The organism is Pseudomonas sp. P5_B2 (assembly GCF_056400445.1).
Genome location: NZ_JBFULH010000040.1, coordinates 1 through 21,680 on the forward strand (window position 1 = coordinate 1; position 21,680 = coordinate 21,680).

Genomic DNA, 21,680 nt, shown 5'->3' on the forward strand with positions numbered 1-21,680 from the left:
GCCATGGCACGAGGGATCGAGGTCGGCGCGCCGGTGTAGTCGGCAATCGTGGCGTCGAGCAGCACGGCGTTTTCCGGGGCGTCTTTGCCGCGGGCAATCGGCGAGGTCAGGGTGCCCATGCCGTATTCGCCTGAATCCAGGTAAGCCTTGAAGTACCAGCCGGCGTCGGGGTCGCCGTAAGGCACGATCATCCCGCCAAGCGAGCCTTCGTACATGATTTTGCGTTTTTTGCCCTTGTCGTCATAGGTGACGGTGGACAGGATCGGGCCGACCCGCGAATCGAGGCGAACATGGAAGTCCCAGTTCTGCCAGTGAATGCTGTTGCCGGTGATGGTGTAGTTTTTCCCCTCAGGCTCAATGATCTCCAGCGGCTTGACCTGCACGCCCTTGCGGCCACGGCCGTCATACGGCGTCGGTTTCATCGGCACCGGGATCAAGGCTTCGTCTTCGATCTTGATCAGCTTTTTTTGCTCAAGGTCGACAATCGCCACCAGGCCCTCGATCGGGTGCGCCCAGTAGTTGCCGTCACCGGTATTGAGGTAGCTGACAATTTTCAGCAAGCGTTTGTCCTGCGCCAACCCGTCCTTGCCGTCGAAGTAGCCGACGGTCAGTGGCGTGGCCACGACCTTTTTCACATCGGTGATGCCGCGCTTGGCCAAGGCTTGCGCGTATTCCGGGCTGGTTTCCACGGCCGATTGCACAGTGGCGAAATCGTCCAGCAAGACCATGCCGTGCGCACCTTCGATAGGCTTCCAGGACTTCAGCGCCTTGGCGTCGAGATCGACCAGACCTTCAATCACGTGCTTGCCATCCAGCACCACAATGTTGGCCTGGCGTGGCTGGGTGACGTTCTGACCGGTGAAAACAAAGTTCCAGACCTGATCCTTGGGCGGCTCATTGACCGAAACTTCGGTGAAGCGAAAACCGGGTTGGTAGTGTTCGGACTGCTTGACGATATCCACTGCCGCCTTGATTTCGTCCGCGCTCAACGGGTTGAGCGGGTTAGGGCGGGTTTCGACGACAAAGGTTTTGTCCAGGCCGGACTGGAACACCTGATTGATGAAGTCCTTCGGCATGTAGGCGGTTTTGTGTTTGAACACCACCGGGACCGCCAGCTTCATGGGCTTGCCATTGAGCATGGCGACTTTGCTGTCCGGTTTGACCTTGAGGTACACCCCGTCCTTGGCAATGACGAACAGGTTGGCGTAGTTGTCCCATTTGACCGTGGCCCCGAATTCCTCAAGGGTCGACTGCAAAGGCACCATTTCGGCGGCCCCGCCATGGGCCTGTGCGGTGGACATCCAGCCTGGCAAACCGAAGGTGCCCAGGGTGATGGCCAGCGCGAGACGGGCGAGCGGTTTTCTTTTTAACGAGGCAATGGATGTGAACATTTCTGAATTCCTTGGAAACCGGTGACAGCACACCACACTGTGCTACAGCCAGCGAATGGCTTCTTGTGAAATCCTGCCAGATTGCTGTTGCTGCGTGCCTAAATGATCGTTGCCCAAGATGAATACTCACTAAACAACGTGGCGTCGGCCAGCTTTCAGCTCGCCTGATCTGTCGCATAATGAACCCGCTGGTTTTGACTTTTGTAGTTAACGTAAACGAGTGGGTCGGACATTGATCGAACGACGGCAATTCAGCGGAGGGATGAAGGGTAAAAACCTCCGCTATCTAAACGAGTCGGCTGACAAGCCTGCGCCGGTAACGCGCACAGGTTTTTTGCTGCTCGAACACTTCTCGCTGCCTGCGTTCACGCAAGCACTGGACACGATCGTCACCGCGAATTTGCTGCGACCCGGTTTGTTTGCATCCCGAACGTTGGGCTTGAACGATGGCGAAGTGGTCAGTGACCTGGGCCTGGTGATCCGGCCGGACGCACGTTTCGATGCGTCGGCGATTCAGCAACTGGACCTATTGGTCGTGTGTGGCGGCTACCGCACAGAACTCAAGGCCGCCGATGAATTCATCCACCTGTTGAGAGTCGCGGCAGAGCGGGGCGTCACCCTCGCCGGGTTGTGGAATGGCGCGTGGTTTTTGGGCAGCGCTGGCTTGCTGGACGGCTACCGATGCGCTATTCACCCGGAGCATCGCCCCGCACTGGCCGAGGTCTCCAAAGCGGCGCATGTCACCAGCGAGCCCTATGTGATTGACCGCGACCGGCTCACGGCGTCCAGTCCTTCAGGGGCCTTTCATATGGCACTGGACTGGATCAAAGGGCTGCACGATAAAGCCCTCGTCGAGGGGATCGAGGACATTCTGGCGTTTGAGGAGTCTCGCTACCGGCGTATCAAACCGGCGGAAAACATCTGCGTCAGCGCGCCATTACGCGAGGTGGTCAAGCTGATGCACGCCAACCTCGAAGAACCGCTGGAGCTGGAGCAGTTGGCGGTCTACGCCGGCCGTTCACGTCGGCAGCTCGAACGCCTGTTCAAGGAGCAACTGGGCACCACGCCGCAACGCTATTACCTGGAACTGCGCATCACCGAGGCGCGTCGACTCCTGCAACACACCGAACTGTCCCAGGTGGACGTGCTGGTGGCGTGCGGTTTTGTTTCGCCGAGCCATTTCAGCAAGTGCTATAGCTCGTATTTTGGCTACCGGCCGTCCAAGGAAACCCGGCTCGTCAAATAGAACAGACATGCCCTCTCCCACGGCAGGAGAGGGCGGCTGCTCGCCTCAGGCGATTTCCCGATCCTTGGTTTCCGGCAGGAAGAACGTGCCCAGAATCGCTGTCATCACGGCGATCACGATCGGGTACCACAGCCCGTAATAAATATCTCCCGTGGCCGCGACCATGGCGAAGGCCACTGTCGGCAGAAACCCGCCGAACCAGCCATTACCGATGTGATACGGCAACGACATCGAGGTGTAGCGGATGCGCGCCGGGAACAGTTCCACCAGCCACGCGGCAATAGGCCCGTAGACCATGGTCACGTAGATCACGAGGATGGTCAGCAGTAGCAACACCATCGGGTAGTTGGTCTTCGCCGGGTCGGCCTTCTCGGGGTAGCCGGCCTCCTTGAGGGCGGTGCCAAGGGTGGCGATGAAGGCGTCGTTGCGGGTCTTGAACTCGGCGGCGGGCAGGTTGGTGCCTTCGAAGCTCTGGATCACTTTGTCGCCGATGCGAACCTGCGCGACGGTGCCCGGTTCAGCCTTCTCGTTTTTGTAGGGGATCGCTTTCTTCGCCAGCACGCTCTTGGCCAGGTCGCAGGAACTGGTGAATCGGGCCTTGCCCACCGGGTCGAACTGGAACGAGCACTGGGCCGGATCGGCGATCACCGTGACCGGGTTCTTCTCCTGTGCCACGAACACGTCGGGGTTACCGTACTTGGTTAATGCATGGAAGATCGGGAAGTAGGTCAGTGCCGCGAGGATGCAACCGGCCATGATGATGCCCTTGCGGCCGATGCGATCGGACAGGCTGCCGAATATGACGAAGAACGGCGTACCGATCAGCAGCGAACCGGCAATCAACAGGTTGGCGGTTTGCGGGTCGATCTTGAGCATTTGCAGGAGGAAAAACAGCGCATAAAACTGCCCGGTGTACCAGACCACGGCCTGGCCGGCCGTACCGCCGAGCAACGCCATGATCACGATTTTCAGGTTGTCCCAGCGAGCGAAGGATTCGGTCAGCGGCGCTTTGGACGCCTTGCCTTCTTCCTTCATTTTCTTGAACACCGGCGACTCGCTGAGTTGCAGGCGGATGTACACCGAGACGATCAGCAGCAGGATCGACAGCAGGAACGGAATCCTCCAGCCCCAGGCCTCGAACGCTTCGGTGCCGAGCAGGGTGCGGCAGGCAAGAATCACCAGCAGCGACAGAAACAGACCGAGGGTCGCAGTGGTCTGAATCCACGAGGTGAAGTAACCGCGCTTGCCGGGCGGTGCATGTTCGGCCACGTACGTCGCCGCGCCGCCGTATTCTCCGCCCAGGGCCAGGCCTTGCAGCAGGCGCAGGCTGATCAGGATGACCGGCGCCGCGACGCCGATGGTGGCGTAGCCGGGCAGGAAACCGACGATGGCGGTGGAAACACCCATGATGACAATGGTGATGAGGAAGGTGTGCTTGCGCCCGATCATGTCGCCCAAGCGGCCAAACACGATAGCGCCGAAAGGCCGTACGGCGAAGCCTGCAGCGAAGGCGAGCAAGGCGAAGATGAACGCCGTAGTCTCGTTGACGCCGGCAAAGAAGTGCTTGGCGATGATGGCGGCGAGGGAGCCGTAAAGGTAGAAGTCGTACCATTCGAACACGGTGCCCAGGGACGAGGCGAAAATGACTTTGCGCTCYTCCTTGGTGATCCCGCGTTTGGGTGTACTACCCGTGGTTGTACTGTCGATTACGGCCATGAGTGTTCTCCGTCTTGCTCTTGTTATAGGCCGGAGTACCTCTCATCAGTTGCCGCACCCAGGCCCTGGGGCTGATGCCATCGGATTGCAAATTGCACGAATCAGGGAAGCAGCGGACCGCCTCGCTGGTGTGCCGGGACAGTTGAAGCATAATCACCTTCGCGCAGATATCCACTCGCCATCACGCTTCAATTTCCAGCCGATGAAACGCAACGGTCGACTGGACGCATAAGTGCCGCAAAAAACCGTCAAGTTGCGTGTTCAGGGGCGAGTCGGGATTAAAGAACGCAGATGCCGCAATAAACCATCATCATTACAGCAGAGACCATAAACGCGCCCAATGCCTTGGCCATGGCATGGTGTTCAGGCTCATGCTCGTCCATTGGCTGCCACGGAGGAATCGAAGACGCTGAATTCTTGCTGTGGTGCTGGCGAACGACCTTGTAGGTGTATCGCAAGCCAATCAACAGAAACAGCGCGACCAGGCTGAGTACGGCCATGCAAGAAATGGCGGGTTTAGCCTCGTGCGCGATTTCGTCATCACAGGCAGCGCTATTGAGTTCCACAACGCTGATTTGTCCATAGCCCATTTGTGGCGGCTGGGTAACGTTGTGGATCGCCGACTGTTGTTGCAGGTCCAGTACCTGATACTTCCAGAGCGTTTTCGAGCCTTCCCGGCAATAAGTGAACGTGACGGGGTCTGGGGCAGCAACAATGCAACCGTCGTTGATGTTGAGTTTTTTAAGCGTTTGATCCGCTGACCTTGTGAAATCCAGGTCGAAGACCGGAATAATCCCGGTGGCCGAAGCCACCATCGAAAACAGCACGCTGCCCGCGACGATGATTGTCGATGCTTTCAAGGTTATTTTTCCTTGTTTTTCATCAGCGTATGGAAACGCGCGTAGAGCGAGGCTCCCCCTGTTTGGATGAGTCTAGAAGATTGGTAGCCGTCTGAAGTCCGACAGCGAAAAAAAGTGAAGATAATGATGGAAATGACACTTGTTTGCGGTGGTGTGCCCGTGCGGCGCTTGGTGAATCAGTCACTCATGCCGTCTTCAATTGCGATGCCTTGTGCCCGCATTGCCTTGATCAATTCTGCCCGGGTACCTGGCAAATTGAGCATAGTCACGTGACGCAATTCGGCCACCTCTTCAGCGCTGTAAGGCGAGTAATTGGTTGGCGTGCTTTTACCCGCCAGGCCCTCTTTGCGAATCAACCAGTTAAGCAGGTCAGCCAACTGCGCGTTGTTCAGCGCCGATTGCGACATACCGGGCACACGCACCAGAAATTCGCGGCCGCCGGGGACCTTGAGGAAGTTGCCGACAAACCCGGTGAGTCGAGGTGTGTCATTGGCGGCCGAGCCCATGCCGTTACCCAAATGGCAGCCGGCGCATTGCAGTTGGTAGTTCACGCCAACGCTGTAACCGGCCTGATCGATGGGTTTTTGCAGTTCTTCATTGCCCGGCGCATGCCGCTGCGTCGGGTCGGGAATGGCCCGGGCAGAGGCGAGCGGGGTGCTCAGGGTGCAGACAAGACCGAGGAGTAGCAACTTACGCATGACAAAAGCACCTCTACGGTAAAACACTCTTTCTGTAGCCGCCGACGAAACCTGTGTAGGAGCCGCATTGGGGCACAAAAAAATACGCCGATTGCATGAGCAACCGGCGGCAATGCGCGTTAAATGGCGACGCCACGAATGACCGAAACGGTGCAGTGATAGATGTGCGATTTGGCGGCCAGGCACCAGTTCACATCGTTGTTGTTGAACGGGCGATAAGCCGGTTCTTCACTGTCGTTACGAGTGCAGGCGCACTGGGCACAGCTCTGCTTACCGCAGCAGTCGTTATAGGAAATGATGTAGTCCTTGCCGTCGGCCGGGTTGCGGCACGTGCCGATCCAGGTGACTTGCGAAGATTCGGTGCCCGGTGGGCAGGACGTCACCGACCCGCCGCAGCAGCTGCACAGAAAACCGTCGATGGAGCAGTAGCGCCAGTAGTCGCAGGTGTTCGGATCACCCGGGTCACCAGCCTTTGGGTTGTCCGCGGCCAGGGCTTTGCTGGTGCGGTCCAGTGGCAACAGCAGCGGCAATGCGGCACCGGCGACCATCAATGAACCCATGCGTGACAGCAGTTTGCGGCGTGAGGTGGTGTCGGCCACTCGACGGGTCGAGCGCTCGAACAACAGATCCAGCAGTTTCATAAAAGTCTCCCTGCCTTAATCAGTGGCTATGGCCGTGGCTGTGGTCGTGTGCATGCGGCTGGCTGTTGAGGTATTCCTGCAGCGTGGCCTTTTTCAAGTGCTCGACTTCGAACAGGCTGTCCAGGTGCTCGCGGGAATTGACCAGGCCCTTGGCGCGCAGGGTGCCGGTTTTATCGATCAGCGCGGCGTAAGGCAGCTTGCCGATCTGGTAGGTCATGCCGACTTCCGGCCCGACCACGTAGGTGGCGTCTTCCAGTTTGTGTTCACGGATCAGCTTTTGTTGGGCGTCCATGTCGCCGTCACTGATGAACACCACGTCCAGGCGATCAGCCTGTTCCTTGGCGATGGATTTGATCGCCGGCAACAACGATTTGCAGATCGGGCAGGTTGGCGAGAGGAAAAACAGCAGTTGGTTCTTTTCGCCGGCATAACCGAAGTTCACCGGGCGACCGTTACGGTCGGATGCGGTGACTTGAGGTGCGGCTTCGTTGACCGCCACGCCTTTGTCCATCATCAGCGCCCCGGCCGGAGCCAGGCGACCATGCAAAACACCAATCTGACGCACCAGGCCCATGACGGCAAACGCCACGGCCGCGAGCAGAACCCAGAGCAACACGTTGGAAACGATTAAGCCTTCCATTGATCACCTACCAATCAGTTTGAGCAGAAGAGGGGAGTTCGCCAGCAAGCCATCGGCTGCGGCGTACAAAAGCAGCGCAACGGCGCTGGCGGCAACGGTGACGAAGCCATCAAAAAAACCCAGGTCGCGGGCCATCGGCAGCACGCTGGCCAACAGCGCCACGCCCACCAGCACGCTGTTACGCAGCAGCAGGATCGGGCGCAACGGTTGCGCTTGGTCCGGGCCGGCACAACCACAGTCGATGTCACGGCGACCGCGCCACAGGTTGATGCCAATGGCTGCGGCGTACAGTGCGATCAAACTGGCCGCCGCCATCGCTGCCCAATACCGGCAGACCGGCACCAGCAATGCGAAGGCGAGCACCAGCTCTACCACGGGGATCACACGAGCGACCGGGCGCACCAATACGTCAGGCAACAGTTGGTAGTCCGCCAATTGCTTGGCAAACCGTGCCGGCGCCCGCACCTTGTGCGTTGCGGCACTGGCCAGCAACACTGCAATGGTGAGGGCGCTGGCAATGATGAAGATCGGATCTAAGCGCATGGCCGAACCTCGTTTAGTGGCTCATGACCTGAGTCGCGGTTTTGGCGACTTTCGGCATGCTGCCCGTGAGCTTGTTGGTCTTCAGATCGAAAATCTGCAAGCCGCCCTCGACATCGGCGCCCAGCAGCAGCGGTTTGTCGTCGCTCGTCGCTTGCAGGCTCCACACCGGCGCCGGTGCTTCCAGCGTCGCCACTTTCTTATGGGTCTTGAGGTCGAACGCCCAGATCAGCGGGCTCGGGTCTTCCCACTTCAACGGTTCATGCCCGTCGTGCATCAGCACGTACAAGCGGTCGAGCTTCGGCGCCACGGCCATCAGCTGCCAGCCACCCGGCGCCCAGCCGGCTTTCTTTTCCTCGTCGGTGGTCAACGACCACGACGGCAGGATCTTCGGCGCGTCGCCAGAGAAATCCACGGCACGAACGGTGCCGGTCGTGGTGGTGAAGTAGTAGGTATCGCCGACGTTCACCGCGCGCTCAACGAGCTTCTCGGCGTTCGGGTCGAAGAACGGCGTGCGGCTGCGCGCGGTTTCCTGGCCCTGGTCGTTCAGGGTGATCACCTGCAAGCTGCCATCGCCACACAGCGAGGCGAAGCGGCGGTTGCCGATCGGGTAGTTGAGCACGCAACCCGGAATCGCCAGTTCGGCGGCGACGGACTTGGCTTGCGTGTCGACCACGGTCACCGAGGTCGACGGCGTGAAGTTGTAGACGTAGACGAAACGGTCATCGCCACTGGTATTCAAGCCATAGCGTTGGGTCAGCGACTCGGCGCGCTTGGGTGGAATCACGACTTCCCAGGCCGGTGCCAGAGTCGAAGTGTCCCACGCGGTCAGCACATCGGTAACCGTGCCGCGAGTGCCGCGCGAGTAGAAAATGTCGGCGCTGTAGAGGGTTTTTTTATCGCGGCTGAGCGTTGACGGTGCGGCAAAACCGGTCGGCATCATGCCGAGGATGCGTTTTTTGTCGGGGTCGACCACAGTGACACGGCCCACCACGAAACTGTCGAATTCGACGTCGACGATATACGCCCGGTGGGCTTGCGGTGGAAAGGCCAAAACGGTCTGGCCGATGGTGTCAGCCGGCAGGTCCGCACGGGCGCTGGTCAAGCCGAGTACAAGCAGGCTTAGACCTAGCGCTGACTGTACGTTGATCCTGTTGGTTCGCATTAGGGGAACTCCCTGAATTGTTATTCACGCAGATCGCGGGTGCTTGGGCAGATTTTTACAATTCGATTCTGCCTCGCCGTGAAACGCCGAGAATTGCTGTGGCTGCCAAGTGTTTGTGTGTCTGTGCCAGTCGTGGGAAGCCGGCTGCACACACCGCGAAACGCAATTCAAATAACGGCGGCGAACGCACCCCTGTAGCAGCTGCCGAAGGCTGCGTCCGGCTGCGAAGCAGTCGTAAAACCACAGCATGCGGTGTGTCAGAAGGACCGTGTCAGGAGGGTTTACGACTGCTGCGCAGCCGGACGCAGCCTTCGGCAGCTGCTACCGGTCAGGTGGTAGTCAGAGGGGATTGGCGAGAGGAAGGGAGAAGGTAAAAACAGCACCACACGGATCCAGATTCTGCGCCCAGATATCCCCGCGATGGCGGCCGATGATGTTTTTGCACAGTGCCAGCCCAATGCCGTTGCCGCTGACTTTGGACGAGAAAAAACCGTCGAACAGTTTGTCTTGCTCCAATGCCTGAATCCCGCGTCCACGATCTTCAACCCGCACCAAGGCAACCTGTTCATCACGGCTCGCGTGTATACGCAGCACACGCCGATCCGGCGGTAAATCGGCCATCTCTTCGATGGCGTTAAAGGCCAGGTTGAGGATGACCTGGCCGATCAGCACTTTCTCGCAACTAATCAACAGCGGTTCGGAACTGGTGACAATCTCGACCTTGATCCGGCTCGGGTCGGCACGCAGACTGATGAAGTATCGGGTTTCGCGCAGCAGCTCGTTAAGGTCGATCAGCTCTTCAGATTGCTCCAGCTTGACCACATATTCGCGCACGCTTTTGATGATCAGCGACGCATGTTCGATTTGCCGCACCGCGTTCTGCAAACCCCACGCCACGCCTTGATCATTGCCTTGATCCTTGCCCAAACGAATCACCGCGCCTTCGATGAAATTACGCGTGGCCGCCAGCGGCTGACTCAGCTCATGGGCAATCGCCACGGCCATTTCGCCCATGGCGTTGTAGCGTGCCAGGTATTCAAGCTTTTGCTCGCTGACCCGTCGGGCTTTTTCGGCGAGCACCTGTTCGGTGACATCGCGGAACAGCAGCAGGTAGCCGACCAGATCGTCTTCAATTTCGATATAGCGGCACGTCGCGTGGTGCCAGCGCCATTCACCGTCACGCCGTTGCAGGTGGTAGTGAACGCTGAACGGTGCGTGTTCCGGCTGCTCGCTGGACATCTGTTGCAGCAAGCGCTGGCGAGAAGTCTCGTCGCACCAGTCGAGGAAGTTTTCGCCAATCAGCGGCTGATCTTCGCTGTTGAGCAGTTGTGCGGCGGACTCGCTGATAAAGCGGATATCGCCCTGCGGCCCAAGCACCGCGACGCCTTCAGCGAGGTCCTGCATAAAGGCTTTGAGGCGGCTTTCGAAGCGCTTGAGGTCACGCTTGACCTTGTCTTCCTTGGAGATGTCGCGGAACTGCACCATCAACACATCGCGACCGTCCAGGTGCACCAGCGTCGCCACCGCTTCCGAGAGGATTTCCACCCCTTGCTTGGAGCGATAACACCACTCGATAGAACGCTGACCGGTGCGCGCCGCGCCTTCCAGCCAGCGCAGGCCGACCGACCGCCGGTACTGCGGCGCATTGCGGGTCATGTCCGGGGCTTTGAGCGGCGTCAGTTCTTCCAGGGTAAAGCCCAGCGCCGTCAGGGCGGCGGCGTTGGCCCACAGGATCTCCTTGCTGTGGGCGTCGTGAAGAATGATGCACAACGGCATGGCTTCGATCAGGGCGTAGAAGTCGTTCGGTTTTGGCAGATACATCGCGCAGCCCTTGGCGGCAGAGGGGTCGACTATAGATGAAGTCGAAGTATGGCGTTTTATACCGGCTTGCGCCCAGCGATGCGCTCAGAGGTAACCGGGGGCGGGCTAGGGGTTTTCTTTAGTCGGGGGGCTGCACGCACCAATAGTGGCGAGCGGATGCGGTTTTTACACTGAACCCATCAACGGTCGTCCCGCCCCCAGGCAGGTTCCGTCTAATAACAATTCAACGGAGAACAAGCCCATGCTGCGTTCAGCTACCGCGCAGAAAGACCCTCTGCCAGGCGTCGACGACATCAGCGTCCACTGCCAGGAATTTCAGCAGGTGCTGGATGAAGTGCGCCAGCGCCGCGATGAATTCGACGCCGGGTCCTACGTGCCACGGGACATGATCGAACGCTTCAAACAGGTGGGCATCTACCGCGCCGCCACGCCGAAATGCTTCGGCGGTGATGCACTGGCGCCAGCGCTGTTCCTGCAGATGATCGAACGCATCTCCGAAGCCGACGGTTCCGCTGGCTGGGTCGCGAGCTTTGGCAGCGCCGGCGTTTATCTCGCCGCTTTGCCGAAAGAAACCCTGGCTGAAATCTACGCCGACAGCCCTGACCTGGTGTTCGCCGGCGGCCTGTTCCCGTTGCAGCCTGCTGAAGCGGTCGACGGCGGCTGGCAAGTCAACGGCACCTGGAAATTCGCCAGTGGTTGCAAAGGTGCGGACTTGCTCGGTGTTGGCATCGGCGCCGCCGGTGGCAAGCCGCGCACTGCTGTGTTCCGTGCGGATCAAGTCGAAATCATTGAAAACTGGGACGTGGTCGGCCTCAAAGGCACTGGCAGCCACGACCTGCGCGTCACCGATAAACACGTCGATGAGCGCTGGACCTTTATCCGTGGGGGGGCTGCGACCATCGACGAGCCGCTGTTCCGCTACCCGTCGATTGCCTACGCCGCGCAAGTGCTGGCCGTGGTCAACCTCGGTCTGGCCCGCGCTGCCCTCGATGAAGTCAGCCGCATGGCTGCCGGCAGCGGCATCACCGGCGCACCGAAAATGGCCGACCGCGCTTACGTGCGCATCGAAATCGCCAAGGCCGAAGCGCAACTGGCCGCCGCCCGTGGCTTCTTCTACAACGCGACCGAGCAGGTGTGGAACTCGATTCTGGCCGGCAACCCGGTCACGCCTGAGCAAACCAGCTTGCTGCGTTTGTCTGCGATTCACGTGTCCCAGGCCGGTGCGGCCGTGGTGCAGAGCGCTTACAGCCTCGCCGGCACCACCGCGATCTACCTGCGCCACCCGCTGCAACGTTACCTGCGCGATTCGCTGGTGGTCACCCAGCACGCATTCCTCAGTGAAGGCCTGTACGACGGCGCCGGTTCGGTGTTCCTCGGCGTACCGCCATTCCCTGGCTACATCTGAACCCACTCTTTCAAGGATCAAACCCCATGACCCAGACCACCCAAGAGCCATTGCGCGTCGTCTTCTGCATCGGCATCACCCAGAACTTTTTCGACCTGCCAACCGGCGAAGGACTTAGCGTGTGGAAAGGCTTCAGCCAGATGATGGGCTCGCTCGGCGCCATGCCCGGCATCACCGTGCTCGGCGCGATGGACGATGACCGCTTGATGGTCGGCCCGTCCACCACCTCGCCCTGGACCGTCTACATCATGGCCGACGTCGACTGCCACCAATCGGTGATCGATGCCTGCAACCTGTTCCGCACCACGCCGGTCAACGAATACAGCCTGTGGCGCTACGCCAAGGTCGAAGCGCGCATCGGTCGCCCACTGACCATTCCTGACGCAGCCAAGGTTTAAGCCATGAACGAGGCCTTGCTGCAGCGACTTGAGACGCTGGAAGGGGAGAGCCGGGTGCGCCGCTTGATGGCGCGCTACATGGACCTGTGCGATGTGCCGAGGGCGCCGACTTACGTCCGCGAACTGGCGGAGTTGTTCTGCGTCGATGCAATCTGGGAAGGCATCGGCACTCAGACCGCGCAGACCTTCGGCCAGCACCAAGGGCGTGATGCGGTGGCGGCATTCGTCGGCGGCTACTTGCCGCCCTCGGATCACTTTCGCCTGAACCTGCATTACCTCACCAGCGAGTCGATTGTGGTCGACGGCAGCAAGGCCCAAGGGCAGTGGATCATGCAGCAGGTTTCAACCTACGCCGATGGCCACAGCGAGTTGTTCGGCACCCGCCTGAACATCGATTTTCGCTGTGTCGACGGCGTCTGGCTGATCGCGCATTTCCGCACGCAACGCTTGTTCAACACGGGGTTGGGCGCATGAGCACATTTATCAGCGAATTCCTGATCGGTGGCAACGGCAAACGGGTCGCGATCAAAGACTCCATCGACATTGCCGGGTATGCGACCCGCTCCGGCAGCCGCGCGTTTGCCGATGCTGCACCAGCGACCCGCAATGCCGATGTTGTCGACGCAATCCTTGACGCCGGCTGGCAGATCGTTGGCAAGACCAACATGCACGAACTGGCGTTTGGCGTCACCGGCATCAACGACTGGACCGGCACACCGATCAACCCGCAATCTCCGGATCGCGTGCCGGGCGGTTCGTCCAGCGGTTCGGCCGCAGCGGTCGCGGCCGGTTTGGCGGACATTGCCATCGGCACTGACACCGGCGGCTCGGTGCGTGTACCAGCAGCATGCTGCGGCATTGCCGGGTTGAAGCCGACTTACGGCCGAGTCAGCCGGGTCGGTGCGCATCCGGCTGAGTCCAGCCTCGATTGCGTCGGGCCGTTTGCCGCCGACATGGCCGATCTGATCGCTGCGATGCAAGTGATTTGCCCTGGTTTTCAGGTTCAAGGTTTGCCCTCGAGCAATGCCTCTGTCGGCTTCCTCGAAGTCGACTGCGATCCGCATCTGCAAGCGAGCCTCGGCGCCGCTGCTGACCGCGCCGGCTGGCGCTGCAGCAACCTGCGCCTGAGCGAATTCGAAGCCGCGTTCGCTGCCGGTTTGACCGTAATCAATTTTGAGAACTGGGCAGCGTTCGGTCACCTAACCGGCAAAGGCTTGATCGGTGCGGATGTCGAGCAACGCCTGCTGGCCGCCAGCCGCACCAGCGCCGCCGACCTGGCGCAAGCGGAGAAAGTCCGTGCGCGTTTCAGCCAACAAGTGGACGCCGCACTAGAGGAGTTCGCGGTGCTGCTGTTGCCGACGATGCCGAGCCTGCCGCCAACGCTGGTCGAAGCCCGCAGCTCGAGCAAAGCCGTGTCCGGCATGACCCCGCTGGTACGGCCTTTCAACCTCAGCGGCCACCCGGCGCTGACGGTGCCGGTGGAACTGGATTGCGGCGGGCTGAAAGTTGGCCTGCAGATTGTCGGCCGTAAAGATCAGGACGAAGTGGTCTGCGCCTTTGGTGCGCAGCTGCAACAGAGCATGGCCGGTGAACGGTCCACCCCTAAAAACAAGTCATAAAAAAGCCATGAGGAGAACCGCATGAGCACTCATGAATACCGGCTGATCGCATCATCGAAAAGCCCCGACGAACTGGTCAGTCACGACCGCGTCGACGTCTCGCTGTACAACGATCCGGCCCTGTTTGAAGCCGAGCTGGACAAGATTTTCTACCGCACCTGGGTGTGGGTTGCCCACGAAAGCGAAGTGCGCAATTCCGGCGACTTCAAGACCGCCACCATCGGCCGTCGCCCGGTGATCGTTGTTCGCGACAAGAAGAACAACATCAACGTCCTGGAAAACCGCTGCCGCCACCGTGGCGCCACCGTGTGCGAGAAACACAAAGGTAACGCCACCGGTTTCACCTGCCCGTACCACAGCTGGTCGTATGGCCTGGACGGCAAACTGCGTGCGCTGCCTTACCCGGACGGCTACGAAGGCATTCTGGAAAAGTCCGAACTGCCGCTGACCAGCCTGCGCGTGGAAAGCTACGCCGGCATGGTCTTCGCCAGCTACAACGACGAGATCGAACCGCTGGAAGATTTCCTTGGTGGTGCCAAGCACTGGATGGACCTGTTCATGAAACAGGGCGCCGGCTACCCGATCAAGACCCAGGGCGAGCACAAGTTCAGCTTCAAGGGCAACTGGAAGATCCAGCTGGAAAACACCACCGACGGTTATCACTTCCCGATCGTGCACAAGTCGTTCATGTCGTCGGTGGATGAAGAAACCTCGGAAATGCTCTCGTTCATGACCGACGAACAAGCGGTCACCCACTCGCTGGGCAACGGCCACAGCGTGATGGTGATGGTGCCGGAGCACGTCGATCTGGATCACGACGACGGCACCGAACAGTTGCAGGAGCGTTTTGCTCACGTGACTGAAGAACTGTCGAAAACCATGCCGGCAGATCAAGTGCGGCGCATCGTACGTTCGCTGCACGGCGCCGGTTTCAACTTGAACCTGTTCCCGAACATCGCGATGTCGATGTCGTTCTTCCGCGTGCTGCGCCCGGTCTCGGTCACCGAAACCGAGATTCGTCACGTTGCCTTGGGCATGGACGGCGGCCCGGAAATCGCCAACCGCGAACGCATGCGTATTCACGAACACTTCCAGGGTCCGTTCGGTTTCGGCAGCCCGGATGATGCCGAGGCTTGGGATCGTGTGCAGCGCGGCTCGTACGCCGGCGTCGATGCGCCAATCCTGGTCAACCGCGGCCTCAATCGCGAGATCACCGCCGAGAACGGCGACAAAGTGTCCCACGCCACCGACGAGGGCGGCATGCGCGGTGCCTATGACATGTGGAAGAGGATGATGAGCCAATGAGCAATCAAGACACCCTGAACGGTTTTTCCGGTCCGTTGGCCCAGGCCATCGAATTCATCTGGCGCGAAGCCGAACTGCTCGACCACAAGAACTACGTCGAATGGGCGACCTTGTGGAGCGAGAGCGGCAAGTACATCGTGCCGATCGACCCGGACACCGAAGACTTTGAAGCCACGCTCAACTACGCCTACGACGATGCGCGCATGCGTGACTTGCGCATCGAACGCCTGACCGCCGGCTACTCGCCGTCGGCGGTGGACGCGGCGAAAACCATCCGCACGGTCTCACGTTTCCGTCTGGTGGAAGCTGCCGGTGACCTCGTTGAGGTCAATTCCGCCCAGGTGCTGTACGCCTACAAACGTGGGGTTCACACGCCGTTCGTGGCCGACCTCAACCACCGCATTCGCATTGTCGACGGTGTGGCGAAGCTGGAACGCAAGGTTGTGCGCCTGATCAACTCCACCGACAGCCTCAGCGCGCTCGGCTTCCTGCTATGAGGGCCACCACCATGAACCGAGTAGCCCTGGTGACCGGCGCTTCGCGCGGTCTCGGCGAATGCATTGCCCGTCGTTTGCATGCAGCGGGTTATCGCGTGGCCCTGGCCGATGTACGCCTCGATGGCGTACAGCAACTGGCGGTGGAACTTGATGGCAGCGGCGCGACTGCCGTTGCCATCGAACTGGATGTGCGTAACAAGGCCGATTTTGTCCGTGCCCGCGACCTGCTCGCCGAGCGTTGGGGCGGCACCGACATTCTGGTGAACAACGCCGGCCAATCGAAAGTCGCGGCGCTGATGGATATCACGCCAGAAGAATTCGACGAGTCGATGGCGATCAACCTGCGCGGCACGTTTGTCGCCTGCCAGGTGTTCGGCGCGCACTTTGCCGAGCGCGGTTTTGGTCGCATCGTCAACATCGCCTCGCTCGCTGGCCAGAACGGCGGAACCGCCACGGGCGCGCATTACGCGGCGGCCAAAGGTGGCGTGGCGACACTGACCAAGGTCTTCGCCCGTGAACTGGCGCCCCAAGGAGTGACGGTCAACAGCATCTCGCCGGGTCCGCTGGACTTGCCGATCGTGCGTGAAACCGTGGCCCCGGAGCGTCTGGAGCAGATTCTGAAGATGATCCCGGCCGGCACCCTCGGCGCCCCGGAGTACATCGCCGACAGCGTGTTGCTGCTGATCGCCGAACACGCCGCCTCTGTAACGGGCGCGTGCTGGGACATCAACGGCGGGTTGTTCATGCGCTGAATAAAGCGTTCAACGCAGCTTATGTAGCAGCTGTCGAGCACCGCGAGGCTGCGTTCGGCTGCGRAGCAGTCGTAAAMCCYGCACRMGCGGTCTTTCTGGAACACCGCGCYGCCTGATTTYACGACTGCTGCGCAGCCGAACGCAGCCTCGCAGGCTCGACAGCTGCTACCAGCGAACGCAGCCTCGCAGGCTCGACAGCTGCTACCAGCGAACGCAGCCTCGCAGGCTCGACAGCTGCTACCAGCGAACGCAGCCTCGCGGGCTCGACAGCTGCTACTAGCGAACGCAGCCTCGCGATGCTCGACAGCTGCTACGAGCTGTTTATTTAACAAAAATCAACCGAATTTCAGGTGATGCAATGATGAAAGTGAGGATCGAAAGGATCGTCGACGAAGCGCTGGATATCCGTTCCTTTCGCCTCGTGCGCAGTGACGGTCAGCCGCTCGACAGTTATGAACCGGGAGCGCATGTCGACCTGACCGGGCCGACTGGCGTGACCCGCCAGTATTCGCTGTGCAGTCCGCCGCAGGATCGCCGCGCCTATCTGGTGGCGGTGAAGAAAGAAGCGCAGTCGCGCGGTGGTTCGCTGGCGCTGCATGAACAGGTGGAAGAGGGCATGGAACTGGAAATGGGTGCCCCGCGCAACCTGTTTCGCCTCGACCCGAGCGCCACGGAGCATGTGTTGTTTGCCGCCGGGATCGGCGTCACGCCACTGCTGAGCATGGCCTATCGACTGGCGGAAAGTGGCCAGCCATATCGCTTGCACTACTTTGCCCGCTCGCCGGAGTACGCCGCTTTTTCCGGGCTGTTGGCGGCCACCTTTTCCGATCACGTACAGTTCCATTACGGGGTTGAGCCAGCTGACATGGACGCGGCATTGAGCCAAAGCCTGGATCAGGCCGGCAGCGCTGCCCACGTCTACACCTGCGGCCCCGGTCCGTTCATGAACAAAGTGGTGGAAGTGGCCGCCCGCAGCCGTAGTGAAGACGCGATTCACCTGGAGCATTTCCAGGCCGATCCCGCCGCCAATGCCGGCCCGAGTGGTGGTTTTGAAGTGGAACTGTCCAGCTCCGGCGTGGTGCTTCAGGTGCCGGCCAATACCAGCCTGGTCGACGTGCTCCAGGCCCACGGTTGCGACATCGACACTGAATGCCGTGAAGGTATCTGCGGCACCTGCATTGTCGATGTACTGGACGGGGTTCCGGAACACCGCGACAACTGTTTGTCCAGCAAAGAGAAGGCCGGCAACAAGCAAATTTGCGCCTGCGTTTCGCGCGCGCTTTCCGCTCGTCTGGTATTGGACCTTTAACCGGTAAACCCCTGGAAACATTGCGTGGGAGTCGATTAAATCGGCGCCCCACGACCGTCTAAGGAGGCGACGGTCACGCCCCCGGAATTCATCGTGCCGCTCGGCGAAGCGGTCGAAAAATAACAATAAAACTGACGTGAGGCCCTGCGGTCATGAGTACTACTTCGGCGGTGCGCAACGATGCATTCGAAAGTTGGTTAAGCCAGGTCAATCAGGCCTGTGGGCGCTTTGACGCCCGCGCTCTGGACGCGGATTTTTACGGTGAACTGTCAGAGTTTCGCAACGGAGCGATCAACCTCAGCGTGGTCGACATGGCCCACGTGCATCTGTATCGCACCAGCAAAGACGTCAGCACCAGCAGCGACGGCCACTACTACGCGGTGTTCCAGCTGCGCGGCAGCTCGCAACTCGAACAGGGCGACAACCGGGCCCAGCTGGGCTGTGGCGACATCGCGCTGATCGATGCCTGCCGTCCCAGCGACATGACCTATAACGAAGACTCCCGACAGTTGTCGCTGATCCTGCCGCGTCAGGTGGTGCAGCGTGGTTCGCACTTCAACGCCGTCAACTGCGCCACACGCATTGCGGCCAGCACACCGTTGGCCACCCTGGCCAATCGCATGGTGCTGGAGACCCAGCGCCAGGAAGGGCTAGAGATGCAGGAAAGCGAAGCGGTGCTCGACGCATTGGTCAGTCTGTTATTGCCGGGGATCAGCGCGCGCGACGCCGGTGTGGATGCACACGAGCGGCAATTTCGCAAAACCATCGCCTACATCGACGAGCACATCAGCGCCGAAGAACTGTGCCCGGAGCTGATTGCCCGGGAGGTGGGCATGTCGGTGCGCGGGCTGTACCGGATGTTTTCCAAGCGTGGCCTGGTGGTGGCGCAATACATCAAGCATCGTCGCCTGGACTTCTGCGCCGAAAACCTGCGCCGCTCCGACGTCGAGCAGAAGCTTTCTGCCCTGTGCTACGCCTGGGGCTTCTCGGATTCCAGCTACTTTTCCTCGGCGTTCAAGTCACGCTTCGGCGTGTCGCCGGGTGAATACCGCAAGCGCTACAGCCACTGACCGCGTCATCGTTCTTCGCGAGCAGGCTCGCTCCCACATTAGACCGTGTTTGCTCAGGCAACTCGGTCAACTGCAGGAGCGGGCTCGCCCGCGAAGGCGTAGTGTCAGACGTCTCGATGTTGATTGTGCAAGCCCCTTCGCGAGCAAGCCCGCTCCCACAGTTGACCGCGTCCGCCTGGACAACTCGGTCTAATGTGGGAGCGGGCTTGCTCGCGAAGGCGGCCTGAAGACCGCCGAAGATTAAGACTCAGTGCCGCGCCGGTTCATCCACCGGCAAATGCAACACCTCGCGCACCAGCATGGCTATGCTGCTCACGCCCATTTTTTCCTTGATCTTGGTCCGGTGCACATCAACGGTTTTCACGCTGATGTTCAGCTCGCGGGCAATGACCTTGCTGGCCTTGCCATCGATTACCAGCATCAATACTTCCCGTTCCCGGCTGGTCAGCAGCGCGAGCTTGCCTTGCAGGTTCTGACGTTGCTGCTGATCGGCCTGGGCATGCACGGCGGTCTTCAGCGCCGCCTGAATGCGGTCGATCATCTGCTGCGGGTTATAGGGTTTCTCGACGAAATCCAGCGCACCGTTCTTCATCGCCGTCACCGACATCGGAATGTCGCCATGGGCCGAGACGAAAATCGTCGGCAGGGTGCTGCCACGCTGGTTGAGGATTTCCTGCAACTGAAAGCCGCTGGTTTCCGGCATGCGCACGTCCAGCACCAGACACGCTGGCTGCTTGGGGTCGTACTGGCTCAGGAACTCTTCAGCGCCGGCAAAGCATTGCGCCTGCACACTGACCGACTCCAGCAACCAGGCGAGCGAGGTGCGCAGGTCTTTGTCGTCATCAACGATATAAACAATCGGTTTGCGCGTTTCCATCAGGGGCTGCCACGAGAAATTCTATTTATTGTTATCGCACGCATGCACGCTGCGGCGGACTTGCGCCTAGGGTGGCGCCTCAATGCAGGATACCCACTGCGAAGGGCTCTGACGATAAAGAAACCACCTAGTCGACTAGCGGAAAGCACACCTCATCATGGGGATCGTCAGAATGGTTGCGGGCTGCGCCGGGCCTTAGTCTTGTTCCATAACCAAGGGCCGCGCAACGACGGTCCTCCTGAAGGAAGGGGCATCGAAATGGCCGACCTGAGCCAGCAGCAAATCGACTTTCGCAACGCCATGTCGCAGCTGCCTGCTGCGGTTAACATCATCACCACCAACGGCCCCGGCGGGCAATGCGGCATCACCGCCAGCGCTGTGTGCTCGGTCACCGACTCGCCACCCACGGTGCTGGTCTGTGTGAACCGCAACAGTGCCACCCACGATGTGTTCCGCACCAACGGCCATCTGTGCGTCAACGTGCTGTGCGGCGAACAGGAAGACCTGGCCCGCCACTTCGCCGGCATGACCAAAGTGACGATGGCCGAACGCTTTGCCTGGGACCTGTGGGACCAAGGCGACACCGGTGTGCCGTTGTTGCGCGATGCGCTGGTGCAGCTGGAAGGGCGGATCACCGAGTGCAAGGAAGTGGGTTCGCATTCGGTGATGTTTGTTGAGTTGTCCAATGTGGGCGTGCGTGCAGAGCGGGACAGTCTGGTGTATTTCAACCGGTTGTTTCATCGGTTGGAGCATGCGGGCGCGCATTGCTGAAATACCGCGTTATCGTTCATCGCGGGCAAGCCACGCTCCCACAGGGTTTTACGTCGGACACACATTTTGTGTTCCACACGGATCACTGTGGGAGCGTGGCTTGCCCGCGATGGCGGTCTCAAATTCGAGCGCATGTTTAAAGGTGTTTAAGGATACTTCCTGAAAGCTACAACGCCTTGCGCCTTTGCCTACGACTACGCCAGAATCCGCCGGCTTGTGCGCTTTGGACGCCCTCGGTAACTTGATTCCCGTCACTGATTCCCAGTGATCGGGTTTAGTAGCCCGAGGATTTGAAGGCTGCACAAGCGTCTGTCAGACAGGTATTTCCATGCCTGTATTTGATGGTGGTTGTGCGCAGGGCGCCCTCGGGCGCGCCGGCTTTGCCTTCTTTCCCCGGTCTACTAACCTGCGTACAGCCGCCACCCCTCGTATTAGTAGCGAGGCGTGGCTGCCCGAAAAGGAAGAAGGTAAATATGTTCAAGGTAACGCCAAACCCGCCAGACTCAGATCCGGCATCCCCCTACGAATCAGTCGATTCAAAGAAATTCCACGAAGCCGCTGAACGCGCCCTCGATCACTACCTCAACCCCGGCGTCATCAAGTCCCCCGCCACCCGCAAACCCAGCACGATGTTCATGCTTGCACCGGATATCCGAGACGAAGACCTCTTGGCCCACACCTGTGAGTCACTGGCCCAGGCCAGTGTCATGACCAGCGATTTCGCGGGGTATCTGGAAGGGCCGCATCGGCATACGGCGATGGCGATCCAGCAGATCATCATGCTGGCGGAACTGGCGGCGAACCGGATGCTGGATAATGTCGAGGTGCCGAAGTAATACCCAAGCACCGCGTCATCGTTCTTCGCGGGCAAGCCACGCTCCCACATTAAACCGCGTCCGTCTGGACAACTCGGTCAAAACTGTGGGAGTGAGCCTGCTCGCGATARCGGAGTGTCAGAC

General features: G+C 60.1%; 22 protein-coding genes. 12 read left to right on the forward strand and 10 right to left on the reverse strand.

All coding sequences use genetic code 11. The features are described 5' to 3' along the window. Window positions 1–1,391, reverse strand: a 1,391-nt coding sequence (locus tag AC1DRJ_RS06840) for a copper amine oxidase (protein WP_477801435.1), incomplete at its 3' end; no start/stop codon positions are given. A gap of 232 nt (window positions 1,392–1,623) precedes the next feature. Here AC1DRJ_RS06840 and AC1DRJ_RS06845 point away from each other — a divergent pair. Beyond that, window positions 1,624–2,637, forward strand: a complete 1,014-nt coding sequence (locus tag AC1DRJ_RS06845) for a GlxA family transcriptional regulator (RefSeq protein WP_477801436.1) — start codon at window positions 1,624–1,626, stop codon at window positions 2,635–2,637. Between the two features lie 45 nt (window positions 2,638–2,682). Here the strand turns inward: AC1DRJ_RS06845 and AC1DRJ_RS06850 are convergent, their stop codons facing one another. The 8 genes from AC1DRJ_RS06850 to AC1DRJ_RS06885 all read right to left on the reverse strand — a co-directional run bounded on the left by AC1DRJ_RS06850 (window position 2,683) and on the right by AC1DRJ_RS06885 (window position 10,718). Then, window positions 2,683–4,353, reverse strand: coding sequence for an MFS transporter (locus AC1DRJ_RS06850; protein WP_477801437.1), 1,671 nt, complete (start codon window positions 4,351–4,353; stop codon window positions 2,683–2,685). Window positions 4,354–4,631: 278 nt separating this feature from the next. After that, complete coding sequence (locus AC1DRJ_RS06855) at window positions 4,632–5,213, reverse strand: hypothetical protein (protein WP_477801438.1); 582 nt, start codon at window positions 5,211–5,213, stop codon at window positions 4,632–4,634. Window positions 5,214–5,389: 176 nt separating this feature from the next. After that, the gene (locus AC1DRJ_RS06860; RefSeq protein ID WP_477801439.1) at window positions 5,390–5,911 is read right to left on the reverse strand and encodes a c-type cytochrome; all 522 of its coding nucleotides are present in this window, start codon (window positions 5,909–5,911) and stop codon (window positions 5,390–5,392) included. 119 nt (window positions 5,912–6,030) lie between these two features. Continuing rightward, window positions 6,031–6,552 (reverse strand): methylamine dehydrogenase light chain, encoded by a 522-nt coding sequence (locus AC1DRJ_RS06865; RefSeq protein ID WP_007945359.1) that lies wholly within the window; start codon window positions 6,550–6,552, stop codon window positions 6,031–6,033. 19 nt (window positions 6,553–6,571) lie between these two features. Further along, window positions 6,572–7,192, reverse strand: coding sequence for a methylamine dehydrogenase accessory protein MauD (gene mauD, locus AC1DRJ_RS06870; RefSeq protein WP_477801440.1), 621 nt, complete (start codon window positions 7,190–7,192; stop codon window positions 6,572–6,574). 3 nt (window positions 7,193–7,195) lie between these two features. Continuing rightward, entirely contained in the window at window positions 7,196–7,735 is a 540-nt protein-coding gene (locus tag AC1DRJ_RS06875) for a MauE/DoxX family redox-associated membrane protein (RefSeq protein WP_477801441.1), read from the reverse strand. A gap of 13 nt (window positions 7,736–7,748) precedes the next feature. Next, the gene (locus tag AC1DRJ_RS06880; protein ID WP_477801442.1) at window positions 7,749–8,897 is read right to left on the reverse strand and encodes an amine dehydrogenase large subunit; all 1,149 of its coding nucleotides are present in this window, start codon (window positions 8,895–8,897) and stop codon (window positions 7,749–7,751) included. Between the two features lie 339 nt (window positions 8,898–9,236). Beyond that, window positions 9,237–10,718: an ATP-binding protein gene (locus tag AC1DRJ_RS06885; protein ID WP_477801443.1), complete on the reverse strand. Its 1,482-nt coding sequence runs from the start codon at window positions 10,716–10,718 to the stop codon at window positions 9,237–9,239. Window positions 10,719–10,959: 241 nt separating this feature from the next. Between AC1DRJ_RS06885 and AC1DRJ_RS06890 the strand changes: the two genes are divergently transcribed. The 9 genes from AC1DRJ_RS06890 (at window position 10,960) to feaR (ending at window position 19,073) form a co-directional block, all read left to right on the forward strand. Next, complete coding sequence (locus tag AC1DRJ_RS06890) at window positions 10,960–12,123, forward strand: acyl-CoA dehydrogenase family protein (RefSeq protein WP_477801444.1); 1,164 nt, start codon at window positions 10,960–10,962, stop codon at window positions 12,121–12,123. A gap of 26 nt (window positions 12,124–12,149) precedes the next feature. Beyond that, the gene (locus AC1DRJ_RS06895; RefSeq protein WP_007945348.1) at window positions 12,150–12,521 is read left to right on the forward strand and encodes a hypothetical protein; all 372 of its coding nucleotides are present in this window, start codon (window positions 12,150–12,152) and stop codon (window positions 12,519–12,521) included. 3 nt (window positions 12,522–12,524) lie between these two features. Then, window positions 12,525–12,995: a nuclear transport factor 2 family protein gene (locus AC1DRJ_RS06900; RefSeq protein WP_477801445.1), complete on the forward strand. Its 471-nt coding sequence runs from the start codon at window positions 12,525–12,527 to the stop codon at window positions 12,993–12,995. After that, window positions 12,992–14,140 (forward strand): amidase, encoded by a 1,149-nt coding sequence (locus AC1DRJ_RS06905; protein WP_477801446.1) that lies wholly within the window; start codon window positions 12,992–12,994, stop codon window positions 14,138–14,140. Before AC1DRJ_RS06900 ends, AC1DRJ_RS06905 begins: the two co-directional genes overlap by 4 nt. 21 nt (window positions 14,141–14,161) lie before the next feature. Then, on the forward strand, window positions 14,162–15,445 hold the full coding sequence (locus tag AC1DRJ_RS06910; protein WP_477801447.1) for an aromatic ring-hydroxylating oxygenase subunit alpha: 1,284 nt from the start codon (window positions 14,162–14,164) through the stop codon (window positions 15,443–15,445). Then, window positions 15,442–15,942: an aromatic-ring-hydroxylating dioxygenase subunit beta gene (locus AC1DRJ_RS06915; RefSeq protein ID WP_477801448.1), complete on the forward strand. Its 501-nt coding sequence runs from the start codon at window positions 15,442–15,444 to the stop codon at window positions 15,940–15,942. The genes AC1DRJ_RS06910 and AC1DRJ_RS06915 overlap by 4 nt, the downstream gene beginning before the upstream one ends. Window positions 15,943–15,953: 11 nt before the next feature. Then, complete coding sequence (locus AC1DRJ_RS06920) at window positions 15,954–16,694, forward strand: SDR family NAD(P)-dependent oxidoreductase (protein ID WP_477801449.1); 741 nt, start codon at window positions 15,954–15,956, stop codon at window positions 16,692–16,694. A 358-nt stretch (window positions 16,695–17,052) separates the two neighbouring features. Next, window positions 17,053–18,003, forward strand: a complete 951-nt coding sequence (locus tag AC1DRJ_RS06925; protein WP_477801450.1) for a PDR/VanB family oxidoreductase — start codon at window positions 17,053–17,055, stop codon at window positions 18,001–18,003. 152 nt (window positions 18,004–18,155) lie between these two features. Continuing rightward, window positions 18,156–19,073 (forward strand): transcriptional regulator FeaR, encoded by a 918-nt coding sequence (gene feaR / locus AC1DRJ_RS06930; protein ID WP_477801451.1) that lies wholly within the window; start codon window positions 18,156–18,158, stop codon window positions 19,071–19,073. 247 nt (window positions 19,074–19,320) lie between these two features. Here feaR and AC1DRJ_RS06935 read toward each other — a convergent pair whose 3' ends face one another. Next, window positions 19,321–19,950, reverse strand: a complete 630-nt coding sequence (locus tag AC1DRJ_RS06935) for a response regulator transcription factor (RefSeq protein WP_007945336.1) — start codon at window positions 19,948–19,950, stop codon at window positions 19,321–19,323. Between the two features lie 258 nt (window positions 19,951–20,208). Between AC1DRJ_RS06935 and hpaC the strand changes: the two genes are divergently transcribed. Further along, window positions 20,209–20,721 carry a 4-hydroxyphenylacetate 3-monooxygenase, reductase component gene (gene hpaC, locus AC1DRJ_RS06940; protein WP_477801452.1) on the forward strand — a complete coding sequence of 171 codons (513 nt, stop codon included), beginning with the start codon at window positions 20,209–20,211 and terminating at the stop codon, window positions 20,719–20,721. Window positions 20,722–21,194: 473 nt separating this feature from the next. Continuing rightward, window positions 21,195–21,557 carry a DUF6124 family protein gene (locus AC1DRJ_RS06945; protein WP_310335356.1) on the forward strand — a complete coding sequence of 121 codons (363 nt, stop codon included), beginning with the start codon at window positions 21,195–21,197 and terminating at the stop codon, window positions 21,555–21,557. The last annotated feature ends 123 nt before the right edge of the window (window positions 21,558–21,680 follow it).